We start from the raw sequence: 23020 nt of genomic DNA on the forward strand, positions 1-23020 counted from the left end.
ACTTATGACGACAAAAAGACTCTGTATTTTTCTATTCACGATGCTGTTCCTGATTACAGGTGCATCTGCAGAAACTTTTAATGTGAAGAAATACGGTGCCCGTGGTAATGGGAAGAAGCTGGATTCTCCTGCTATTCAAAAGGCAATCGATGCCTGCCATAAGGCTGGAGGTGGCACGGTACTCGTTCCGGCTGGTACCTATCTTTCGGCTACGATTGTACTGAAAGATAATGTGACCTTGCATTTGGAAAAGGATGCTTTGATTTTGGGTACTACGGATTATAAAGCCTATGATAATCTCGATCCTTTTACGGAAGGCTTGGGCATTGATGTCGGTTGGGCATTGTTGGTGGCTGTTGACGCAAAGAATGTCACTCTTGAAGGAGAAGGCAGTATCGACGGTCAGGGCTCTGCACTAAAAGAAAGACACATCAAAGTGGATACACGCCCCGAGGGTGAGCGTTGGGGACTTCGTCCCTTTTTGCTTCGCCTGGTACGTTGCGAAGGGGTAACTGTACGTGATGTTACCTTGAAGTATGCCGGTGCTTGGACTTCCCACTACTTTCAGTGTCACAATGTGAAGATAGACAATGTAACGATTCGTAGTTTCGGGGTTGCACACAATGACGGAATTAATATCGACGGTTGTCAGCATGTGCGTATCAGCAATTGTGATATAATCAGTGGTGATGATGCACTTTGCTTCAAGACAACTTCCAGTAAAATGGGATGTGATGATATCGTTGTAGAGAATATGAAGCTCAAAAGTAATCAGGCTGGTATTAAGATGGGTACGGAATCCATGGCTGGTTTCGAGAATATTCGTATCAGTAACTGTCACATTTATGATACAAAGAATGGAGGGATCAAGCTTTTCTCGGTAGACGGAGCTCACCTGCGTAATGTCGAAATCTCAGATATCACGATGGAAGAAGTACGCACTCCGATGCTTTTCCGTCTCGGTGCCCGTTTGAGTGTATTTCGTAAAGGACAGGATACACAACAACCGGTGGGGGTATTTGAAAATGTCACGATCCGGAATGTAAAAGTTGTAGCTGCTGATAAAGCACAGCTCACTCCTCCCTCCGGTATTCTTATTACTGGTATTCCAGGACATTACATCACTAATCTGACACTTGAAAATATACAGATTCGTCTGCTCGGTACGGGAACTTCCGAAGATGCTCTCTCTAAAGTGCCGGAGGCAATAGACCAGTATCCGGAAGTAAAAACCTTTGGCCCGAAGATTCCGGCTTATGGTGTTTGGGCACGTCACGTACGCGGATTGAAACTAAAGAACGTAACCTTTGAACTAAAGAATCCCGATGCACGTCCTGAGATTATTTGTGAGGATGGTGATATGGAAATATACAAATAAAGACAAAATATTATGAAAGCAATCTTTTATTCGTTAATTCTCTTTTGTTGTCTGGGATGCCGGGCTGAGAAAGAGTGGACGTTGGCTTCACCCGATGGTGCAGTACGCTTTGTTGCAACACAGGTACCGGAAGGTGAAGGGACAACTATACTTCAATATTCCGTTTATTGTGGTGACTCATTAGTAATCAATCCTTCCCGTCTCGGGCTTGTGATGGATGGGATAGAATATGGGAAAGATGCGCGCCCCGTTGGAAAAGCAGTAGTGAAAACAATTAATGAACCTTATGAGCTGAAGGCAGGCAAACAACTCCGGACTGTTAATGCTTGTCGGGAGATGACGATTCCTTTTGACAATTTTCAGTTGATTGTACGGGCATACGATGATGGTATTGCCTTCCGTTACGCCTTTACACAAGAGGATGATGGGAAACAACATACGATAACAGATGAGTTAACAGAATTTTCAGTACCTGCCAACGGCAAAGCATGGATTCATCCGTATGACTGGAATGAACGTCACAAACCAAGTTACGAGCAGTATTCAAAGAACGGAATTGCTATCAACACCGAAGCTTCCCACGGTCGTGGCTGGGCTTTTCCGATGCTTTTTAATACCAATGACTGCTGGATGATGATTACTGAGGCTTATTTGGACGGTTCTTATCCAGCTACACATATTGATAACTCGGGGAAAAACAAAGCATATAAGATACGTTTTCCTGAGATAGAAGAACCTGTTGTTTCGGATGCGGTAGAGCCTGTTTCTACATTCCCTTGGTATACGCCTTGGCGTGCTATTATCGTGGGTAAGGAACTGAATACGGTTTTCCGTACACAGATGGTTGCTCATTTGAATCCGCCGTCAGTGATAGGTGATGATTCCTGGGTACTTCCGGGACGTGCTTCCTGGAGTTGGTGGTATGCCGGTGGAACAACCCGTGATTATAAGACGCAGATAAAGTATGTGGACTTTAATCATGCGATGGGCTGGGAGTATGTATTGATTGATGCCGGATGGCAGCGAATGGGTAATGGAGGTACGATGGAAGATGTGGTGAAGTATGCCGGAGAAAAAGGAGTAGGCGTTTGGCTATGGTATCATTCCGGTGCAGGAAGGGAGACAGATAGCATTCCAACACATCGTCTGATGTCCGATCCTGTATTGCGTCGGGCAGAAATGGAACGTATCAGCAGGTTGGGAGTAAGAGGTATAAAGGTAGATTTCTTCGATACGGATAAACAACGTATCATTCAGCTTTATCCGGCTATATTAAAAGATGCTGCTGAATTCTATTTGCTTGTTGATTTACATGGAGCAACTTTGCCCCGTGGATTTGAACGGACCTATCCTAATCTGATGACTACAGAAGCCATACGCGGAGCAGAGACATTAGGACGTCAGGAGCGTTGTGACCGGGCAGCAGAACACAATGCTACTGTACCTTTCACGCGGAATGTAGTGGGTTCAATGGATTATACACCCGTTACTTTTTCCGATAAGGTACGGCAGGGGATACCGGCTATCCGCCAGACAACGGTAGCACATCAACTGGCACTTGCCGTGGTCTTTGAATCCGGTTTTCAGTGTTATGCAGATAGAATAGAGGCATATGAAGAATTGCCGCGTATGCCCAAACTCTTCTTGAAAGATGTGCCTGCTGTTTGGGACGAAAGCCAATTGTTGGCAGGTTATCCGTCAGATTTTGCAGTGGTAGCACGTCGTAAAGGAAAAGTCTGGTATGTGGGTGGTATCAACGGAAAAAATGAAGATCGCGAGTTAGAATTCTCTTTACCGGAGGCTTGTAAGGAGTTGTCTTCTACGTGGATTACTGATGGGAAAGATAAAGATTCTTTCGGAAACGAAGTAATCTCTGTAGTAGATGGAAAAGTAAAAGTGAAGTTATTGGCAAACGGTGGGTTTGCGGGAACGATTAGATAATAGTTGACAGTTGATAATTGACAGTTGACAGTTGGCTGCGCTGTCACGCTGCACAGTAACTGTCAACTGTCAATTGTTCACTGTCAATTGAATTAAATAATTATAAAAATGAAAAGATACATTGTAACCTTTGTCCTGTCCATATGGACAGTCGCGCAGCTTGCTGCACAAATAAGCTGGGAACAGGTGGCTCCCGGTGTCTGGAAAGGAGTTGTAGGAACTCCCGAGAGTTATTCATTGTTGCAAGTGGCAGGTACTACTCCTAAAATGGAAGGTTTCAGCCGTTTACCGGAGGTGACGTTACCTGCTTTTGCTTCTGAAATAAAAGGTGATATTCAAGATGGTCAGACAGCTTTGCGTATTCCCTTACAGAGAAAAGAGCAACTGTATGGTTTTGGACTTAACTTCCAAACTGTACATCAACGTGGTAAAATCCTGAATCTGCATGTAGACCATTACGGTGGTAAGGACAATGGACGTACGCATGCTCCGGTTCCTTTTTATGTTTCCAGCCAGGGCTATGGTGTATTTATTAATTCGGCACGTTATATTACCGTATATGCCGGAAGTGGTGCACTGAAAGACAGTCCCAATGCTCCGGTAGCGAAAGATCGTAATACGGATAAATCCTGGTCGTCACGCCCTTATTCGGATGCGGTTTCTATTCTTGTACCTGCACCGGGGACAGAGATATATCTTTTTGCCGGTCCTACTCCAATGGATGTAGTACGTCGTTACAACCTTTTCTGTGGTGGCGGTACGTTACCTCCACGTTGGGGACTCGGTTTTACACAACGTACGCAAAAGCTATACACTGCCGAACAAGTAAAACAAGAGGCTGATGAATTTGAACGTCAGGGATATCCATTGGACTTTATTGGTCTGGAGCCGGGATGGCAAAGCAAAGCATACCCTTGCACCTTTGAATGGGATGCTACGCGTTATCCCGATCCTTCGGGTTTTGTAAAGGACATGCTCGACAAAGGCGTGCGTATCAATCTGTGGACAAACCCGTATGTGTCTCCTGATTCAAAGCTATATAAGGATATGTATCCTGTAAGTGGTTCACATACGGTGTGGTGCGGTATTGTTCCCGATTTGGCTGGTGAGAAAGCACGCTCTTTATGGAAAAATAAACTGAATAAAGAGCATGTAGGTATAGGTGTAAGTGGTTATAAGGTAGACGAAGTAGACGGATATGATTACTATCTCTGGCCGGATGTGGCTACTTTTCCTTCGGGAGTATCTGCCGAACAGATGAGGCAGACTTATGGGCTTTGGGTACAGCGCACAACAGCTGAGCTTTACAAGGCACGCAATCAACGTACATTCGGTTTGGTGCGTGCATCAAATGCCGGAGCATCTTCTATGCCTTATGTTATTTATAATGATTATTATAGTCACCCGGACTTTATTACAGCATTGATCAACTCCGGATATTGTGGGGTATTGTGGACTCCGGAGGTACGTAGCTCCAAGTCTGCGGAAGATTGGTTACGCCGTTTCCAGTCAGTTGTTTTTTCTCCGATGGCAATGATTAATGCGTGGAGTAGTGGTACGAAACCCTGGACATTTCCGGAGGTTGCCGAACAAGTGAAAGAGTATGCGTTGCTTCGTATGCAGATGATGCCTTACTGGTATACGGAATTTGCGCGTTATCATTTTGATGGTATTCCTCCTTTCCGTGGTATGAGTCTGGAAGCCGGATTCAATCCGGATGCGGCGGTAACAACAGAACTGAAGGAGAAGAGTTTGGAAGATAATCCCTATCTGGAAGCCGTGACTAAAGAAATAAAAGACCAATATATGGCAGGTGAATATTTACTGGTAGCACCTATGTTTAAGGGGCAGACGGAGCGTAAAGTCGTACTGCCACAGGGTGATTGGTATGATTTTTATACCGGTGCATATGTTGGTAATGGAGAGACAATAACAGCAACTCCGGGACTGGATCGTATTCCTGTATATGTGAAAGACGGAGCTATCATTCCGATGATGGAGCCGATGCTTCATGCACCGAAACCGGGAGTAAAAGTGAACCTGGAAATTCGTCACTATGGGAAAGCAAATGGCTCTTATCGTCTGTATGATGATGATGGTGAAACATTTGATTATGAGAAGGGAGTATACGCATGGAGAGATATTAATGTGGTACGTGAAAAGAACGGTAAACTGAAGGGTACTATTTCGAAAGCTGAAAAAGGAAAACCGGACTCAGTAGGAAAGGTGACTTGGCGATTTATGACAATTGACAATTGATAGTTGACAATTGACAGTTGCTATGTAGATGATAGTGCAGCACATCCCCCTCTGAGAGGGGGGCCGAAGGGCGGAGGAGGTGTATCGGTACAGCGCAGCTCATTTTCAACTTTCAATTTTCAACTGAATAAACTTTTAATTTTCAACTAAAATGAAGAAATACATCTATCTCTTTTTCTTTTTATCTGTATGCCCTCTGTTAGTTTGGGCAGCAGATGACAATCCTGTAGCGAAACAATTATTTAATGTTACTTCTGGTGACCTGAAACTATCTTTTATGGTTGGTACTGACGGTCGCCTTTATCAGCTTGCTTTTGGTGATGTAACTAAAGAGGTAACAGTTCCCGTTAAAATGCCTTCGCGTGAGTGGGAGTTTCTTCCGCCTTACGGTAATGGTGTACTAACTGAACCAGCTTTGCAGGCTACTCATGTAGACGGTAATACCTCTACGGAATTGCTCTATACGAATCATAAGACGGAGCAATTGGGTGACGGCATTACGCAAACCGTTATTTCTCTGAAAGATCCTGCTTATCCTTTCTCTGTAGATATTTACATCAAGTGTTATGAATCTACCAGTATGATGGAGATATGGAACACAATCACACACAACGAAAAAGGCAAGGTGATACTTTATCGCTATGCTTCTGCATCTCCTGTACTGAAAGCAAAGAATTACCGGCTTACTCAATTCATAGGTAATTATAAACGTGAAGCGACTCTTGCCGAGGAAGAGCTTACTACGGGTATTAAAGTTCTTGATTCCAAGCTTGGCATACGTGCCAATCAGATGCGTATTCCTTCTTTCCTTCTTTCTCTTAATGGTGAAGCAGATGAGAATAAGGGCGAAGTGCTTGCCGGTTCTCTGAAATGGGCGGGTAGTTTTCAGCTTGCCTTTGAGGTTGACTGGAATAATAATCTTCGCGTGTTGACAGGTATCAATCCGGTCGGTTCGCAGTATCATCTGGAACGTGGTGATACCTTCATTACACCTGCTATTCTTTATGCTTACAGTAAACAGGGGAAAGGTGATATTAGTCGTAAATTTCATCGTTGGGCACGTGCTTACGGTATCCGTGATGCGGAAAAAAAACGTCCTGTATTACTCAATAACTGGGAAGCAACTCACTGTACATTTGATGAAGAACGTCTGAAAGGACTTTTTGATGGTGCACGCCAAATTGGTGCCGAACTCTTTTTATTGGATGATGGCTGGTTTGGTAACGGATCCTATTCTCGTGATGACGACAAACATGGCCTGGGTGATTGGGAAGTATCTACAAAAAAACTTCCACGCGGACTCTCTTATATAGCCAAAGAAGCTTTGAAACGTAAAGTTGGTTTTGGTATCTGGTTGGAGCCGGAGATGGTAAACCCGCAAAGTGAACTCTATAATAAACATCCTGAATGGATTATTACCCAGCAGAAGCGTGAACCGATTCTGGGGCGTCATCAGGAGATACTCGACCTGACACGTCCTGAAGTGCAACAGTATGAATGGGAGGTGATAGACAAAACACTACGTCCCAATCCGGATATTTCGTATGTGAAGTGGGATTGTAACCGCTATGTGACGCAGCCGGGTTCTACCTATTTGCAGCCGGACAAGCAAAGTCATCTGTTGATAGATTACAACTGGGCACTTTACCGGTTGATGGATCGCTTTGCAAAAGGTTTTCCGGATGTGATGGCAATGCTTTGTGCCGGAGGTTCGGGGCGTGTGGATTATGGTTCAATGCAATACTTTCATAGTTTCTGGCCGAGTGATAATACTGATCCGTTGGGACGTATCAAGATTCAGTGGGGCTTTTCTCACTTTTTTCCGGCAAGTACTATCTCGGCACATGTGACGCGTATGGGTAAACGTCATCTGAAGATGGCGATTGACGTGGCATTAAGTGGCTCTTTCGGTATCGATCTGGCACTGGATAAAGCTACTCCCGAAGAGCGTGAACAACTAGCTGCTGCTGTGAAACTTTATAAAGAAAGTATCCGTCCGTTGGTGATGCAGGGTGATCTGTACCGTTTGGCTTCTCCGTATGAACAGCCGGTAGCATCATTGAGTTATGTTTCTGAAAATAAAGAATGTGCGGTTGTTTATATTTATCAGACGGAAGATGGTAACGTTCCTGCCATTCTATTAAATGGGCTGGATGCCAATAAACGTTATCGTATTACAGAAGTGAGCCTTCCGAAAGGACAGACTTCCCGTTTTGCAGGCAATGGTAAGATTTTCACTGGAGCAGAGTTGATGACAGCTGGTATCGCAAATCCGCTCAGCAATCAGTTTGAGAGTGCAGTGATTCTGTTGACAGTGGACAATTGACAATTGACAGTGGGCTGCGCTGTGTTGTTACATCTTCCCCGGAAAGAGGAAGGCTCAAAAGGGCGGGGGAAGGTACGTCGGCACAAAGCAGTTTGATTGTTACATTATTTATCTTCGACGGAACGCAATTCTTACAAATTTATTTGCGTAATTTGCACAATTGATGTTCCGTTTACATCTTGTAAAGTCTGTTTGTAGTTAACCCCTTACCTGCATGAACCTACGCCTATATTGCATGCAGGCAAGGCGTAGACTGTAAACAGGCAAAGTGGAGACTGGCAGATTGCCTGTTGAATGATATTTATAACCCATTAAATAATAATTATGATGAACAAAAAACTAATTTCTCTATCTCTTTTCTTTGTCCTTGCCGGATTAACCCTTTCGGCACAGAATAAAGACCGTTGGGATATCACTCCCGAAGGCTCTATTCGTTGGCAAATCAAAGAAGACATTCCCCATTATGATCATCTTGAAATGAGTGGACAGCGTCTTTCCGTTGTTCTTCGTTACGGAGTAGATGCCGACCGGGCTTTTCACCTCAATCGCAGCCTTGTGTTCCCAATGCTTCGTATGCAACCCAATAAAACACAAAACAATCTCAAGCAGCGTTTTGAAGTCAATATCCCAGCCATGGTCACTATTGACGATCAGACTTTGTTAAATGAACGCGTCAGCGATATTACCTTCAATGGTATCATGACCGTTCATAGTTCTTTTGGTTACATCCGTAGCCGGAAAGAAGTAGAGAATGCTATTCAACTGACCCGGACCCTGTATCCTTCACCCAATAATGACTATTATTGTGAGGAATATTCTTTTACCAATGCTGGAGAACACCCTGTCACAATGCGTGTTCCTGAGTGGAAAGTGACGTACAATACTCCCGAGGAAGCCGGAGTTTATGGTGCTTATACCATTGAGGCCTCTCTTTCGAAAAACGGAACTTTTAAGGTGGAACCAGGTGGTAAACTCGAGTTCTATGCCATCTTCTCCGGTCGTAAAGCAGGTGATGCAGCATTGGCCCGCATTAATATTGAATCAGAACGTGCCGGACGTCAGGCACTGATCAATCAATGGTGGAACAATCTTGTCCTTGATACTCCCGATCCTGTATTAAATCGTATGTTCGCTTTTGCCAAGCTGCGTGGAGCCGAAAGTATCTATCGTACAAAAGGAGGTCTGATGCATGGTCCCGGTGGTGAAGCATACTATGCAGCCATCTGGGCCAATGACCAGGCTGAGTATATCAATCCTTTCTTTCCTTATCTGGGATATGAAATAGGTAATGAGTCTGCTTTGAACTCTTTCCGGCATTTTGCCCGTTTTATGAATGACGAATACCGTCCTATTCCCAGTTCTATTATCTCCGAAGGAGTAGGAACCTGGCATGGAGCCAAAGACCGGGGAGATGGTGCTATGATTGCTTACGGTGCTGCCCGGTATGCTCTTGCCCGTGGTAATAAAGAAGAAGCCCGGGAGTTATGGCCTCTGATCGAATGGTGTCTGGAATACTGTCATCGTAAGTTGACACCGGCCGGTGTAGTAGCTTCTAACTCTGATGAACTTGAAAATCGTTTTCCTGCGGGAGATGCCAATCTTTGTACTTCCTCACTCTATTATGACGCGTTACGTTCTGCTGCTCTTTTGGGACGTGAACTGGGCATTTCTTCTGCACAAATCAAAACCTATACCCGTCAGGCTGATGATTTGGAACAGGCCATTGAATCACACTTTGGCTATGACATAGAAGGTTTTCCCAGTTATCGATACTATGAAGGAAATGATATTCTTCGTTCCTGGATCTGTATGCCGCTTACTGTGGGTATTTATACTCGTGCGGCAGGTACTATTGATGCTCTTTTCTCACCTCGCCTCTGGACAGACGACGGACTGTTAACTCAGGCTGGTACGGAAACTTTCTGGGATCGTTCTACTCTCTATGCACTTCGTGGTACAATTGCTGCAGGAGAAGTAGGTCGTGGTATGGCATTTCTCAAGAAGTATTCTCATCGCCGTTTGTTGGGTAATCATGTGCCGTATGCTATTGAGGCGTGGCCCGAAGGTAACCAGCGTCATCTCTCAGCTGAGAGTGGTCTTTATTGCCGCATCTATACAGAAGGGCTTTTTGGAATTCGCCCCACAGGTCTGCGTAGTTTTGAAATGACTCCGCGTCTTCCGCAAGAGTGGGAGTATGCCAATTTGAATCATGTGCGTGCCTTTGGTGCTGATTTTGATATACAGGTGAAACGTGCTGGTAGTAAATTGGCGGTTACAATTATCAATGGAAAGAAAACTATAAAGAAAACCATTAGTGAAGGACAAACTATGACGGTGAAACTATAAAACTTTGATCATTCACTTTTCCTTTATCCCGGTAAGATGTACTTTCTTTACCGGGATATTTTTGTTTTCCGGTACTTCTTTTAAATAGGAACGATGGTTTTGTCTCTTTTTTCGGAAACAGAGTTATAGTTTCTGTCTCTTTTTCTATAACTATCGTCTCATTTCATTTCTCTTTTTGAATATATGTAAAAGGAGAGTTTTGCTATTTATAGGTTTTTATTACATTTGCTATGTATTAATCTATCGAAACTATAACTATGCTAAGAAAAACACTATTGTTGATGTACCTGTTGTTGACAGGTGTGTCTTATACCCTGGCACAGGATATCCGGAACTCTTTTTATTATAGTCCGCATATAAATGAGGGACTTTCTCAACTCTCTGTCAGAGTCATTCATCAGGACTCTAGAGGTTATATATGGTTGGGGACTAAGAATGGATTAAATCGCTACAATGGAAAAGAGTATACTGTCTATCAGGAGAATCCGTCTGACTCATTGAGTCTTACTAATAGCGATATTCTCTCTTTGGCAGAAGAACCTGGTCGTGCACTTTGGATAGGAACCAGTTATGGACTGAATCGTCTTTGCCAGCACACGAATCGTATTCGTCGTTATTTGGACGATAAAGGTATGTTGAGAGATGCAATCCAATCTGTTCTCGTTGACCACTCCGGACGTGTGTGGGTGGGGAATCGTAAGGGGATTTTTCTATATCATCCGGATGAAGATCGTTTTTATCCGGTTGAAATTGCAGATAAAGATGGATTGATCAGTGTTTCTGTCATATTTGAAGACTCATCGGGTAAATTTTGGATAGGTACCCATGATGATGGGGTTTATGTCTGCGACCAACAAATGCAAGTCATCAGTCATTATTCGCAACAGACTAATCTGGCGTTGTCTGATAATGCCGTTTCAAGTATCTATGAAGATCATCTGAAGCAGATATGGGTAGGCTGTCACCTCTATGGCTTGAATTGCGTTGACTTGCGCAATAACCGTATAACTCATTATACAAGTAAAAACAGTGGTTTGAAAAATGATTTTGTCCGTTGTCTTGTGGAGTGGGACGGACAGTTGCTTATCGGTACTTATGATGGTGTTTTTGCACTTAACCTTACTACCCGCAATATAGAGAAGGTGGCTGATTACAGTAGAGACAGGCATTCATTGGGACATTTTTCAGTTTATGCCTTTTGTCTTTCGAGTGCTAAAATACTGTGGATTGGTACATATTCCGGGGGCATTACAATGCTTTCAAAGCTGATGAACCGTTTTGTACGTCATGATCCCGGATACAGGCTGAATATACAAACCGGTATTTATAGTACGGCTTGTGCCGACAAGGATGGTAGTTTGTGGCTTGCCACAGAAGGACATGGGTTGTTGAATTACAATCCGGAAACTCTGTATACAGAGTTTTATTTGCTTGATCGTACCGGTCCTTCCCTTCATAATTCGAATATAATAAAGACTGTATTGCCGGAAGATGATTACATTTGGTGCGGGACAGCCTTTGGCGAAATTTATCGCTTTGATCTTCGTTCTCGTAAATTTTCGTTATTCTATAAATATCCTGAATCGGCAGTGATTTACTCGTTGCTTCGTGATAGCAAGGGTAATCTCTGGGCATCTACTATCCGGCGTGAATCCGCATTGACTTGTTTTACACCAGATGGAAAGGTATTAGATACTTTTAAAGATGCACAGGGGCGGAAAATAAGTATGTCCGGTATTCGTTGCCTTTTTGAGGAGCGTGAAGGGGTCATGCTGATCGGTACCCGTTCTACCGGAATCTATCGTTATGATATGAATACCGGAGTGGTGGATAACTACCGGAAAGATACTTTACCCTCTGACAAAGGATTCATACCGGGCAATTATATTTCCAGTATAGATCGCACTAAGTCGGGGGATATCTGGATTTCTACTTATGGCAGTGGTATTTTCCGTTTTAATCCGGAACATGGTGCTGATCTTTGTGTGACGAAACATGAAGGTTTGCTGGATAATAATGTCTGTAAACTCATTATCGGGAGGGATGGTAATTTATGGATGAGTACGTCACTGGGAGTGGCTGTTTATAATCCTAAGACTGGTAAAGTGCACAATTACGAGAGAGGGAATGGTGTCGATGTTCGTGAATTTACGCTACACGGAGGAACATCTATGCCCGATGGCACAATCTGCTTTACGGCAAACAATGGTTTTATTACTTTTCAGCCTTTGAGGATGCAGGTCAACAGTTATATTCCGCCTATCGTACTGGAACAGTTAAGTGTTAACAATCAACCTGTTTCTCCGGGGGATGCTTCCGGTATACTCTCTGGTGTGTTGGATGATATGTCCGAAATACACCTTTCTTATAATGAGAATAATATATCTATTGATTATTGGGCACTGAACTTTGTATTTAACAATATGAATCGATATGCCTATCGTCTGGAAGGATATGATACAGACTGGAATGAAGCAGGAGGGCGTACTTCGGCTTATTATACTAATCTGCGTCCGGGTGAATATACGTTTCATGTTCGCGCGTCCAACAATGACGGACTGTGGAATAACGAAGGTCGATCGTTACACATCGTTGTTCATCCGCCTATATGGGCTACATGGTATGCATATGTATTTTACTTATTATTACTTTCTTGCGTGATATATATTATTTTGTTCTATATGAATGCCCGCCGTCGTTTGCGTGAGAACCTTCGTGTAGAGCAGTTTGAAAAACAGCAGCAGGAAGAATTGCATCAGGCCAAACTCCGCCTGTTTACTAATTTCTCACATGAACTTCGTACGCCATTGTTGCTTATTATCACTCCGTTTGAAGAGATGGTAAAACAAGTGGGGTTACCCAGTGAACTGCGTGAACGTCTGGGGATTATTTATAAGAATGCCCGGAAGTTATTATTACTCGTCAATCAGATGATGGATTTACAGAAGAATCAGACAGGTAATATGCAACTACGTGCCAGTAAAGGGAATGTCTGTGAGTTTATAAAGGAGATCTATTATGCTTTCAGTCAGGTAGCACAAACGAATGAGATAGATTTCCGTCTTGATTGCCAACCGGAGGAGATAGATGCCTGGTATGATAAATCTTTATTGGAAAAACTCGTATTCAACTTACTTTCCAATGCCTTTAAATATACTCCTGCCGGTAAGGAAATAAAGATGCTGGTACGTAGTTACTCTTATGAAGAGTTGAACGAGCGTTACCGGAGTGAGGTTTGCCATAAAGCTGATTGTAACGAAATGCGTTATTTAATGTTACGAATAGAGGACTCCGGTAAGGGAATTTCTAAAGAAGAGCGCGATAAAGTATTTATTCCTTTCTATCAGGTTCCGGAGTCTACAGTTGCTAATGTCCCCGGTACAGGTATCGGGCTGAGCTTGGTGTATTCGATTGTAAAGTTATGCCGTGGAGGTATTTTTATTGAAGATATGGATCATCCGGGAGCTTGTTTTGTCGTGGTATTACCCATCAGCCCTATGGCTTTTAAAGAAGAAGAAATAGATACTTCTACAGGTGAAGAGGGTATCATGGATTCTCAGTCTGACTCATTGGATATGACTAATGGTGGAACGGAAATGTCAGAATCAGTAACGGTGGCACCTGCTGCTCCTCCTGTATCTGCTCCCGGTGTTTCTGCTCCGGAAGATTTTGCACGGCAGAAGTATAAAATATTGTTGGTGGAAGATGATAAAGACGTTCGTGAGTACCTTCATAAGTCCCTTGAGAATGATTATGATATCATAGAAGCTTCCAATGGAGTAAGGGGATATGAGAAAGCAGTGAGTCATTTTCCCGATTTGGTATTGAGTGATATCATGATGCCTAAACGCAATGGGCTCGAACTGTGTGCTATGATAAAGAATGATGTGCGCATCGGTCATATTCCTGTGATCTTGATGACGGCGCGCTCTATGGTGATGCATATCAAAGAAGGTTTCTCTGCCGGAGCGGATGATTATATTATCAAGCCTTTCAATATGGATGTGTTGCGATTGCGTATTCGTAGCTTATTGGAGAGTAGGGCAAAGCTGAAGAAGTTGTATGGTAAGCGTTTCTCTCCTGATGAAATGGGGATAGAAGTTGTTTCTGCCGATGAACGCTTCTCACAGAAACTGTTTGAAGTGATTGAAAAGAATATCTCAGATCAGAATCTGGGAGTAGAAATGCTTTGCCAGGAAATTGGTATCAGCCGGGCCAATCTGTACCGTAAATTGAAGTCTATTACTGAACTCTCACCTACCGAACTGATTCGTAACAAACGTCTTGAAATAGCTGCGAAGATGTTGAAAGAATCGGATATGAGTGTGTCCGAAGTTGCAGCATTACTTGGATTCAACAGTCATTCGTATTTCTCTAACTCTTTCAAAAGCTTTTACGGATACACTCCAACGGAGTTTATTCAGAAGAAGCAGGCGGGAATTTGAATTGAAGGGAGAGTTGAAAAGAAGGGAGAGGGGAGAAGTGCTATGCAGCGGATAGCGTAGCCTATCTCCCTCTGAGAGGGGATACGCTTCGGGGCGGGGAAGAGGTATGCGCAGTCTACTGTTCACTGTTTTACATGTACATCTAACACTGCTTACATGTACATGTAAAACAACTCTGTATATCGGCCGTGGATATCTTTCTCCCCGACTTAGCCAATGAATGCCACCGTGTAATAGTAAGGAGGTCACTATTAAGTTTTGCCTTCTCCCCTCTCAATTCTCCCTTCTTCTTTCTCCTGTCACTATTGTCTCATTTCGTTGTCACTATTGTCTCACTCCCGTATATGATATGTTTCTGATAGTATCTGAAATAATAGTTATCCTAAGTTCGCATTAAATCGGTTTTCTTTGTACACAAACCAATGTAATCCTGTTGTATGAAAAACAAGGTAATTATTCTTATATCCTTTTTATTAATAAACCTGCCAGCTGTACTGTATGCTGAAAATATAGATGTTCAACAGTCTGTATGGAATGGGCATGTCCGATATGATTTTACATTTGATGGAAGACATGCTACCATTGTGTGTCCCGATTCTGCAATAAACGGGAAACCATGGATATGGCGTCCTGCTTTTTTTGATGCTTTCCCGTCAGTAGACAAAGCTTTGTTGAAGAAAGGTTTTCATGTGGTATTTTATGATATGACTCACCGTTATGGTAGTCCTCAGGCAGTGGAGCAGGGAAGAAAGTTCTATGACTATCTGCTTGCTGCCTGGCATCTTTCTCCCAAAGTAACTCTTGAAGGCTTTAGTCGTGGCGGATATTATGCCTTGAACTGGGCAATAGCTAATCCGGACAAAGTAGCTTGTCTCTATCTTGACAATCCGGTTTGTGATATGTTCAGCTGGCCGGGTGAGAAGAGTAAACTCTGGAATGATTTTCTTAAAGAATGGGGAATGACTTCTGTGGACAGAGACACTTTCAAAGGAAATCCTCTTGATAATCTGGCTCCTTTGGCTGCTCAGCGGGTTCCTGTCATTGCCGTTTGCGGTGATAGTGATCGTGTGGTGCCTTTCAAGGATAATATGAAGTTGATACGTGACCGCTATCAACAGTTGGGTGCTCCTGTAGAGTTGATTATTAAACCGGGAGCAGATCATCATCCCCATAGTCTGGAAAATCCCGGACCTGTGGTTGATTTTATCTGCCGTAATCAACCCGATTATCAAGAAAAACAATATCTGAATGAGCGGGGAACATTGAAAAACTCCTTCATCCGCTTTGAGAAAGAACGCAAAGGGCGGGTTGCTTTTCTGGGTGGTTCTATTACTGAGATGCATGGTTGGCGAGAGTTGACCAAAGAGTATCTCCGGCAGCGTTTCCCTTTCACCGAGTTTGAGTTTATAGATGCCGGCATATCTTCTACAGGAACGACTCCGCATTCTTATAGATTCGAGCAAGATGTGCTCCGGCAGGGCGATATTGATCTTTTGTTTGTAGAAGCGGCTGTGAATGACCATACCAATTATTTTTGTGCCATTGATCAGGTGCGCGGTATGGAAGGGATAGTACGTCATGCTTTACTGGCAAATCCAGCTACGGATATTGTTATGCTCCACTTTATCCATACTCATTTTCTGGAAATGTACCCGCAAGGACGTACACCGGATGTAATTCTGAATCATGAACGCGTGGCTAATTATTATCTGATTCCTTCTGTTCATCTGGCACATGAAGTGTCCGATCGTATTGCTGCCGGTGAATTCGATTGGGAACAGTTTGGTGGCATCCATCCGGCAGAACCGGGACATAAGATTTACGCAGCCTCTCTGGCACATCTGTTAGATAAAATGTGGAGCCGTGTGTCTGCCTCTGATGTAGTGGAAGCACATTCTATACCCGAACCTCCATTGGATGTGAACAGCTATTATAATGCTTCATTTGCTGATATCAGTCAGGCACAACTTTCCAAAGGATGGAAATACGTTGCTTTATGGAAACCGGATAATGAGGCCCGTACCCGTAAGGGATTTGTCAATGTACCAATGCTTTACTCAAATACCATAAATTCTACTTTTAGTTTTTTATTTAAGGGCAGGGCCGTAGGTCTGTTTTGTGTCTGCGGTCCTTTTTCAGGAATATTGGAGTACAGTGTGGACAATGCTCCTTACAAGAAACTCGACACATATACCGAGTGGAGTAAGAACCTTTACCTTCCTTGGGCATATGTGTTGGAAGCGGAGTTAGATCCGGACCGGGAACATAAGCTGACGGTTCGTATCTCTAAAGAGAAGAATGAAAATAGTAAAGGACACGAATGTGTCATCCGGAATATACTAATTAATCAATAAACAATAAGAACTATGAAAACATTGAAGTTATTTGTTTGTGCTACCCTGCTACTGTTGTCCGCCTGTGTGGATTTTGAAGAGAAAGGCCCTGATGTGTCCGGTATAGATACCGGTGCTTATCTTACTGCTGTGAAAATGACTGATGCCAAAGGAAATGATGTGGTTGTCAGTACGAATATACCAACTCTTATAACCGATGCTAATAAGCAAGAGCAGCTTAAAGATCCTTCGAATACGGAGATCCTGATTACAGTAAAACCGGAAGCAGATGTGACCAATTTGAAATTAGTCGGTACGCTTTCCAACACCTCTTCGGCAGCAAGTATCAGTCCGAAGATGGGAGTATTGGCTGATTTCAGTAGTCCGCGTACCTACACAGTCACCTCTTATAATAAAAAGAATATAGTAGCTTATTCAGTTCGTGTTATTAAAGGACAGTAACCATGAAACGGAGTCTCTTTATCCTTATCATTGCACTAACAGCAATATGCGGAGATACGGCAGCACAGGATTTGAAGGAGAAGGTAAGCAATTACTTTCAGTTGCATACAGCCTATCCGCAGGAGAAGTTGTATTTACATCTTGATAAGCCTTATTATGCTGCCGGTGAGAGAATTTACTGGAAGGGTTATTTGGTAGATGCGGTATCTCATATTCCGTATACGAAGAGCAACTTTATATATGTAGAATTAATAGACCGGGATGACAAAGTTATCAGTAAGTATAAGGTAAGAAGAGAACAAGGAGGCTTTCATGGCAGTATTCTGCTACCGGCAGATATTCCGGCAGGAGAATACTACATGAGAGCATTTACGCAGTGGATGCTGAATGCCGGTGAGGAGTACTTTTATTACCGCCGTTTGCGTATTGGCAATGCGCTCGACAGAAGCATTCAGTCGTCCGTTCGTTATGAAGATTCTTCGAGAGAGGGGTATTGTACGGCAGTTATCCGTTTCACGGATGAGACGAACAAACCTTTGTCTGGCATTCAGGTACAAAGCTGGCTTACTGTGATGCGTAAAAAGTCCGAACGCTATTCGCGTCGCACCAATGCACAGGGCGAAATAAGTTTTGACATACCGCTTGCCGAAAAGCAGGACCGTGAACGGGCTATTGAGATTACTTTTAAGGATGATCTTTACAATTATGATAAGACATTTTATGTACCCTTGTTGGGAGACAGGAAGAAAGAATTTGCGCTGAGTTTCTTTCCCGAAGGAGGTGACCTGTTGGACGGAAGTCGCCAACGGGTAGCTTTTAAAGCTCAGCAAAAAGACGGTCATAGTTGTGAAATACACGGCTTCTTATTGGATGAAGCCGGAGATACGATTACCCGTATCCGGACGGAACATGACGGGATGGGTGTTTTTACCCTTCTTCCGGTTGCCGGACAGAAATATCGTGTAAAAGCTTCATTGGATAGCGTAATGTATCGTGAGTTTACGTTGCCGGAAGTGAAAACAAAAGGACGTCAGTTAAGTGTGATTCACCGGAAAGGGATTATACAGTATAATATTTTGAAGGCATCGCAGGAACAATGGAACGATACGCTTTATCTGGTAGGGCATACCCGCGGACATTTAACCATTTTTCTTCCTTTGACCTCTGATCGTGCTTCCGGTCGTTTCCGTGAAACGGAACTGTCCGAAGGCCTGACAGAGTTGCTGCTGACAAATAGCAGCGGTACTGTATTGAGTCGGCGTCTTGTTTTTGTGGTGCCCGAAGATCTGGTGAATCTTGATATGAATCCGTTCCCTGAACTCCCGGAACGACGTAAGTTAGTAGAGATTCCGCTTCGTTTCACAGATCTGCAAGGAACGCCGGTTCAAGGTGTTTTCTCTGTTAGCCTGACAGATAAAAGTCTGGTCATTCCGGATACATTATCCGGTAATATTCGTTCCGATATTTTGTTAACTTCTGATCTGAAAGGATATATAGAAAATCCTGGTTACTATTTTCTAAAGAGAGATGCCCGTACGGAATACAATACCGACTTATTAATGCTTACCCATGGTTGGACTCGTTTCCGTCATGATAATATAGCAGAGCTGCCTACTATTCAGATTGATTACTTTATGGAGGGAGGGCAAACCGTCACCGGAAAGGCGACTACCATGTTCGGTGGAAAGGCCAAGGGATGCCCTGTTGCACTGATGGCTCCTTCGCAGGGAATTTCTGCTACTACCTATACTGACGAGGAGGGAAACTTTGTATTTGACGGAATTGAATATCGTGACACGGTTACGTTCGTAGCACAAGCACGAAGCCAGGCCGGACTTTCTACTGTGTTTCTGCGCGTAGATTCGCTTCCTTATTTCTCACCTCATAACCCATTTCCGGTAATTGCTGAGGAGGACCATAAATTTCAGGAATACGATAATATGGTTCGTAATGCTTATCTGAGTGAAGGAGGCATGCAGGTAGTGCGCTTGAACGAGGTTACTATCACTGCTTCAAAGCGCGATGCAAATGCTTTTTCCAGCGTATATGGCGGATTGGCAGATTATCGGGCTACGGGTGAAGAACTAAGACGTTTTGGCGGTTCCACCGGATACGATATATTGATGCGTGTCCCCGGTGTAAGAGTATCAGGTGATCTTATTACGCTATCCGGACAAACCCGTGCACCCCTGTTCCTGATAGACGAAATGCGCTTTGAAGGGGAGGATGCAGTAGAATCACTTAGAGGACTGGATGCTAATGATATCAAATCTATTGAAATTGTAAAAAGTGTTTCTGCCGGTTTTTTAGGTCCTGAAGCTTCTGCCGGTGCTATTCTTATTATGTTGAACACGGGTGCTGAGGTAAAAGCAAAAGCTTCACCGGGTCTGACCGTGTTTACCACACAAGGATACAACAAAGCTGTTGAATTTTATCATCCGGTGTATGAAACCCTTGAACAGATAAGTAATCAAAAGTCGGATGTTCGAAGTACTATTTATTGGAATCCGGCACTAAATACAGATTCTGACGGGAAAGCGGTTATCCGTTTTTATACTCCTGATAATCTGGTAAAACCACACCTGATAATGGAAGGAATTACAGCCGGTGGGTATCTGATGAGATTTGAAAGATAGACTTAAAATAATATTGTTTCACTAAAAAAATAACATTATGAAAAAGATTACATTATTGGCAAGTATTTTATTTATGGGATTTGCGTCCGTTCAGGCACAAGATGAAGAACCGTTGACAAATTTGGCTTTGAATAAAACAGCTACGGCAAGTTCCCAGTACCGGGATAATTTAGGGGCAAGCTATGCTTTTGACGGAAATGCAACCAAAAGTTCGCGTTGGAGTGCAGCAAATCATACAGATGCTACTCCTACAGGTGAAAATTCCTGGTTGCAGGTTGATTTGGGAGAATCTCTTCAGTTTAATAAAATTATAATTACAGAATTTAGTAATAAAGTCACAAAATATCGCATTGAAGTTACTGATAATGCTGAAGACGAATTAAGTTGGGAACCTATTGTAGCAGATACAGAACAAACTTTTGAAGGAATTTCTAATAATGCTAGTAGATGGCCTGATATAACTTTCCCTAGTATAACAAAACGTTATGTACGTCTTTGGATAATTGAGTCTTGGGATAAAAGTAAAAAAGTGTTGGATGAACCGAGTATTTGTGAAATGGAGATTTATGATGATCCTAGCCTTGACACAGGTATTATGTCTACTGATGCCGATAAACTTCTTTCGTTGAATGTAGATGGCGAGCAACTTCAGATTAAAACTGCACAAGCTGTGAATTCTGTAAAAGTAATCGATTTGAGCGGACGTACCGTTATCGAGCAACCTTTCAATTCAACAATTTCTGTAGCTAATCTTTCATCAGGAGTTTATTTGGTTCAGTTAGAAACATCAGAAGGAACTCTTATTACCCGTAAAATCGTGAAAAAGTAATTTGATGGTCAGCTTACCGTCCGTATAATCGGGCTCTTTTGTCTATCGGGAGCATTTAACAGACGGTAAGCTGGCCTTTTCTTTTTTTAATTTAATATCTACTATCATGAGAAAACCTTTACTATTATCGTTGATATTCTTTGTATTATCGGTTACAACCTATGCTCAGAGCAATGTGATCAATCTGGCGCTCAATAAACCATCCGAAGCAAGTACAATATATGACAGCCGTTTTCCGGCATCCAAAGCTTTTGACGGAGACAACACAGACAACTCCCGTTGGTCCGCAGCAAAGAATGCTGTCACCGATCAATGGTTACAGGTAGATTTACAGGAAGCTACTTTGTTTGATCGTATTCTTGTGACGGAATATAAAAATGAAAAACGTATCAGTTCTTTTAAAGTACAGGTTTCTGATGATACAGTGCTATGGACGGATGTGGCTGTGGTGAATAGTTCAATTCCCGACGGTGGAATTATTTCTTTTGAACCGGTAACCAGTCGTTATGTCCGTCTTTTTATTGTTTTGGCCACAAGAGAACCTACTATTAATGAAATGGGAGTTTATTATCAAAAGACTCCCTTGCCAGACCTGGGCGTAACTATGAAATTTGAAGATATGAGAGGACCACTTACTGATGTGGAACTAACTTATTATAAAGCTTACCTGAAAGGGCTTTCACCTGCCACTAATAATATTGGAAATACGCTGGTGTATGGTCGTATCGGACTGGCTGCTGAAGGTATGGCATTTATGTATGCTGCTACAAGAGACCGGGAAATTCTTGATATTCTGATTCGCCATTGTGATTATATGTTGTATTGCCGCAATGACCAACCTGGTGGAGATAAGCGTACTATTTGGACCGGAATCGTTGAGAAATGCTGGCCTAATAAGGCTATGGGGGAACTTGATCAACCCTATTCCGGATCGGAAAACGGAGATATTCTAGGGCATATCTACTTCTGTGCATACCTTATTTTATTAAGTCCCGAACTGCACGCTCTTGAAGCTCCGGCAAGTGATAAACTGTCAGATTGGGGTACTACTTATCTGGACAGAGCAAAGAAGTTTATTGCCATGTGCGATGAAGGAATGGAGTTTGTTGAAAAACTTATTGCAAAAGATGGTAGAATGTACTATCCCAATACTCCTGCGTGGAGAGCTATGGGAACTTTCTATGCAGATCGCAATGGACGTGGTATTCCGGTGAATCAGCAGATGATGCTTTTAAATGGATTCCAGAAAGCTGTGGAATGTTATGAAGTGCTTGGCATCAATCCGGAGAAGAAGGAAGAATATATGAAAGTGATACAGAATTCTATTGATTGGCAACACGAAACACTGGAAACGCGAAGGATTACTGTGAATGGAGTTTCACAGGAATATTGCCGGTGGTATTACCATATGGCAGGCAACACTGTAGAAGATTACGGACATGCTGCATTCACAATGCAAACTTATTATAAACTATTGGATAGCGGGTTGTTTACTAACTTAGATACCGCGAAGCTTATTCGCTTTTCAAATACTTTTAAGTATGTGATGTATGATAAAGCTACGCATACGGTATCTCATAAAGTAGATGGAACTACACCCAGTTCGGAAAGCCGCTCTTCTGCAGCAAAAGCAGGTTGGGTACTTCTTTCTATTGTAGATCCCGAATTATATGACTATTTACTCACTATGCCCGGAAAGACAGCAACCGACCCGGGATTGATGGCTCATTTTCTATATGCTAAAAGTAAAATGTTTGGTGTAAAAGGATTTACGGCTTCTCCAATAGATTTATCCAATTATGGTAAAGGTACTGGAATAGAATCTGCTAACACAGCTTCAGAGAATATCTACATATCCGGCTTGGTGAAGGAACGGTTGTTCATAGAGACCGGATTACCATTGAAATCCGTGAAGGTTATTGCTATGGATGGCCAGGTATTGATTAATCAATCTTTTGAGTCGGAAGTGTCGGTAGCTCATTTATCATCCGGTATTTATCTGGTGCGGCTTGAGGCGATGGATGGTAGTGTTATTATTAAAAAGATTATCAAACAATAATTGAAG

General features: G+C 42.8%; 11 protein-coding genes. All 11 read left to right on the forward strand.

What is annotated here, in order from left to right; translation table 11 throughout:
• The first annotated feature begins 4 nt into the window (after positions 1-4).
• The 11 genes from HCG69_RS11750 to HCG69_RS11800 all read left to right on the forward strand — a co-directional run bounded on the left by HCG69_RS11750 (position 5) and on the right by HCG69_RS11800 (position 23014).
• Positions 5-1378, forward strand: a complete 1374-nt coding sequence (locus HCG69_RS11750) for a glycoside hydrolase family 28 protein (protein WP_221650196.1) — start codon at positions 5-7, stop codon at positions 1376-1378.
• A 12-nt stretch (positions 1379-1390) separates the two neighbouring features.
• Positions 1391-3319: a glycoside hydrolase family 97 protein gene (locus HCG69_RS11755; RefSeq protein WP_221650197.1), complete on the forward strand. Its 1929-nt coding sequence runs from the start codon at positions 1391-1393 to the stop codon at positions 3317-3319.
• A 108-nt stretch (positions 3320-3427) separates the two neighbouring features.
• Entirely contained in the window at positions 3428-5578 is a 2151-nt protein-coding gene (locus HCG69_RS11760) for a TIM-barrel domain-containing protein (RefSeq protein ID WP_221650198.1), read from the forward strand.
• Between the two features lie 151 nt (positions 5579-5729).
• Positions 5730-7904 carry an alpha-galactosidase gene (locus HCG69_RS11765; RefSeq protein ID WP_221650199.1) on the forward strand — a complete coding sequence of 725 codons (2175 nt, stop codon included), beginning with the start codon at positions 5730-5732 and terminating at the stop codon, positions 7902-7904.
• Between the two features lie 327 nt (positions 7905-8231).
• Positions 8232-10250 carry a hypothetical protein gene (locus HCG69_RS11770; protein ID WP_221650215.1) on the forward strand — a complete coding sequence of 673 codons (2019 nt, stop codon included), beginning with the start codon at positions 8232-8234 and terminating at the stop codon, positions 10248-10250.
• A gap of 257 nt (positions 10251-10507) precedes the next feature.
• Positions 10508-14695 carry a two-component regulator propeller domain-containing protein gene (locus tag HCG69_RS11775; protein ID WP_221650200.1) on the forward strand — a complete coding sequence of 1396 codons (4188 nt, stop codon included), beginning with the start codon at positions 10508-10510 and terminating at the stop codon, positions 14693-14695.
• A gap of 437 nt (positions 14696-15132) precedes the next feature.
• Entirely contained in the window at positions 15133-17049 is a 1917-nt protein-coding gene (locus HCG69_RS11780) for a prolyl oligopeptidase family serine peptidase (protein ID WP_221650201.1), read from the forward strand.
• Positions 17050-17061: 12 nt separating this feature from the next.
• Entirely contained in the window at positions 17062-17490 is a 429-nt protein-coding gene (locus HCG69_RS11785; protein ID WP_221650202.1) for a hypothetical protein, read from the forward strand.
• A 2-nt stretch (positions 17491-17492) separates the two neighbouring features.
• Entirely contained in the window at positions 17493-20126 is a 2634-nt protein-coding gene (locus HCG69_RS11790; RefSeq protein ID WP_221650203.1) for a TonB-dependent receptor plug domain-containing protein, read from the forward strand.
• 37 nt (positions 20127-20163) lie between these two features.
• On the forward strand, positions 20164-20955 hold the full coding sequence (locus HCG69_RS11795) for a discoidin domain-containing protein (RefSeq protein WP_221650204.1): 792 nt from the start codon (positions 20164-20166) through the stop codon (positions 20953-20955).
• 106 nt (positions 20956-21061) lie between these two features.
• Positions 21062-23014, forward strand: a complete 1953-nt coding sequence (locus tag HCG69_RS11800) for a discoidin domain-containing protein (RefSeq protein WP_221650205.1) — start codon at positions 21062-21064, stop codon at positions 23012-23014.
• The last annotated feature ends 6 nt before the right edge of the window (positions 23015-23020 follow it).

This window comes from Bacteroides sp. K03 (assembly GCF_019734355.1).
GTDB classification, from domain to species: Bacteria; Bacteroidota; Bacteroidia; order Bacteroidales; family Bacteroidaceae; genus Bacteroides; species Bacteroides nordii.

Excerpts from the sequence above, each read along its gene's own strand:
- HCG69_RS11765 (WP_221650199.1), top strand. The coding sequence starts at position 5,730 with ATGAAGAAATACATCTATCTCTTTTTCTTTTTATCTGTATGCCCTCTG.
- HCG69_RS11750 (WP_221650196.1), top strand. The coding sequence starts at position 5 with ATGACGACAAAAAGACTCTGTATTTTTCTATTCACGATGCTGTTCCTG.
- HCG69_RS11790 (WP_221650203.1), top strand. The coding sequence starts at position 17,493 with ATGAAACGGAGTCTCTTTATCCTTATCATTGCACTAACAGCAATATGC.
- HCG69_RS11795 (WP_221650204.1), top strand. The coding sequence starts at position 20,164 with ATGAAAAAGATTACATTATTGGCAAGTATTTTATTTATGGGATTTGCG.
- HCG69_RS11755 (WP_221650197.1), top strand. The coding sequence starts at position 1,391 with ATGAAAGCAATCTTTTATTCGTTAATTCTCTTTTGTTGTCTGGGATGC.
- HCG69_RS11780 (WP_221650201.1), top strand. The coding sequence starts at position 15,133 with ATGAAAAACAAGGTAATTATTCTTATATCCTTTTTATTAATAAACCTG.
- HCG69_RS11800 (WP_221650205.1), top strand. The coding sequence starts at position 21,062 with ATGAGAAAACCTTTACTATTATCGTTGATATTCTTTGTATTATCGGTT.
- HCG69_RS11785 (WP_221650202.1), top strand. The coding sequence starts at position 17,062 with ATGAAAACATTGAAGTTATTTGTTTGTGCTACCCTGCTACTGTTGTCC.
- HCG69_RS11770 (WP_221650215.1), top strand. The coding sequence starts at position 8,232 with ATGAACAAAAAACTAATTTCTCTATCTCTTTTCTTTGTCCTTGCCGGA.
- HCG69_RS11760 (WP_221650198.1), top strand. The coding sequence starts at position 3,428 with ATGAAAAGATACATTGTAACCTTTGTCCTGTCCATATGGACAGTCGCG.
- HCG69_RS11775 (WP_221650200.1), top strand. The coding sequence starts at position 10,508 with ATGCTAAGAAAAACACTATTGTTGATGTACCTGTTGTTGACAGGTGTG.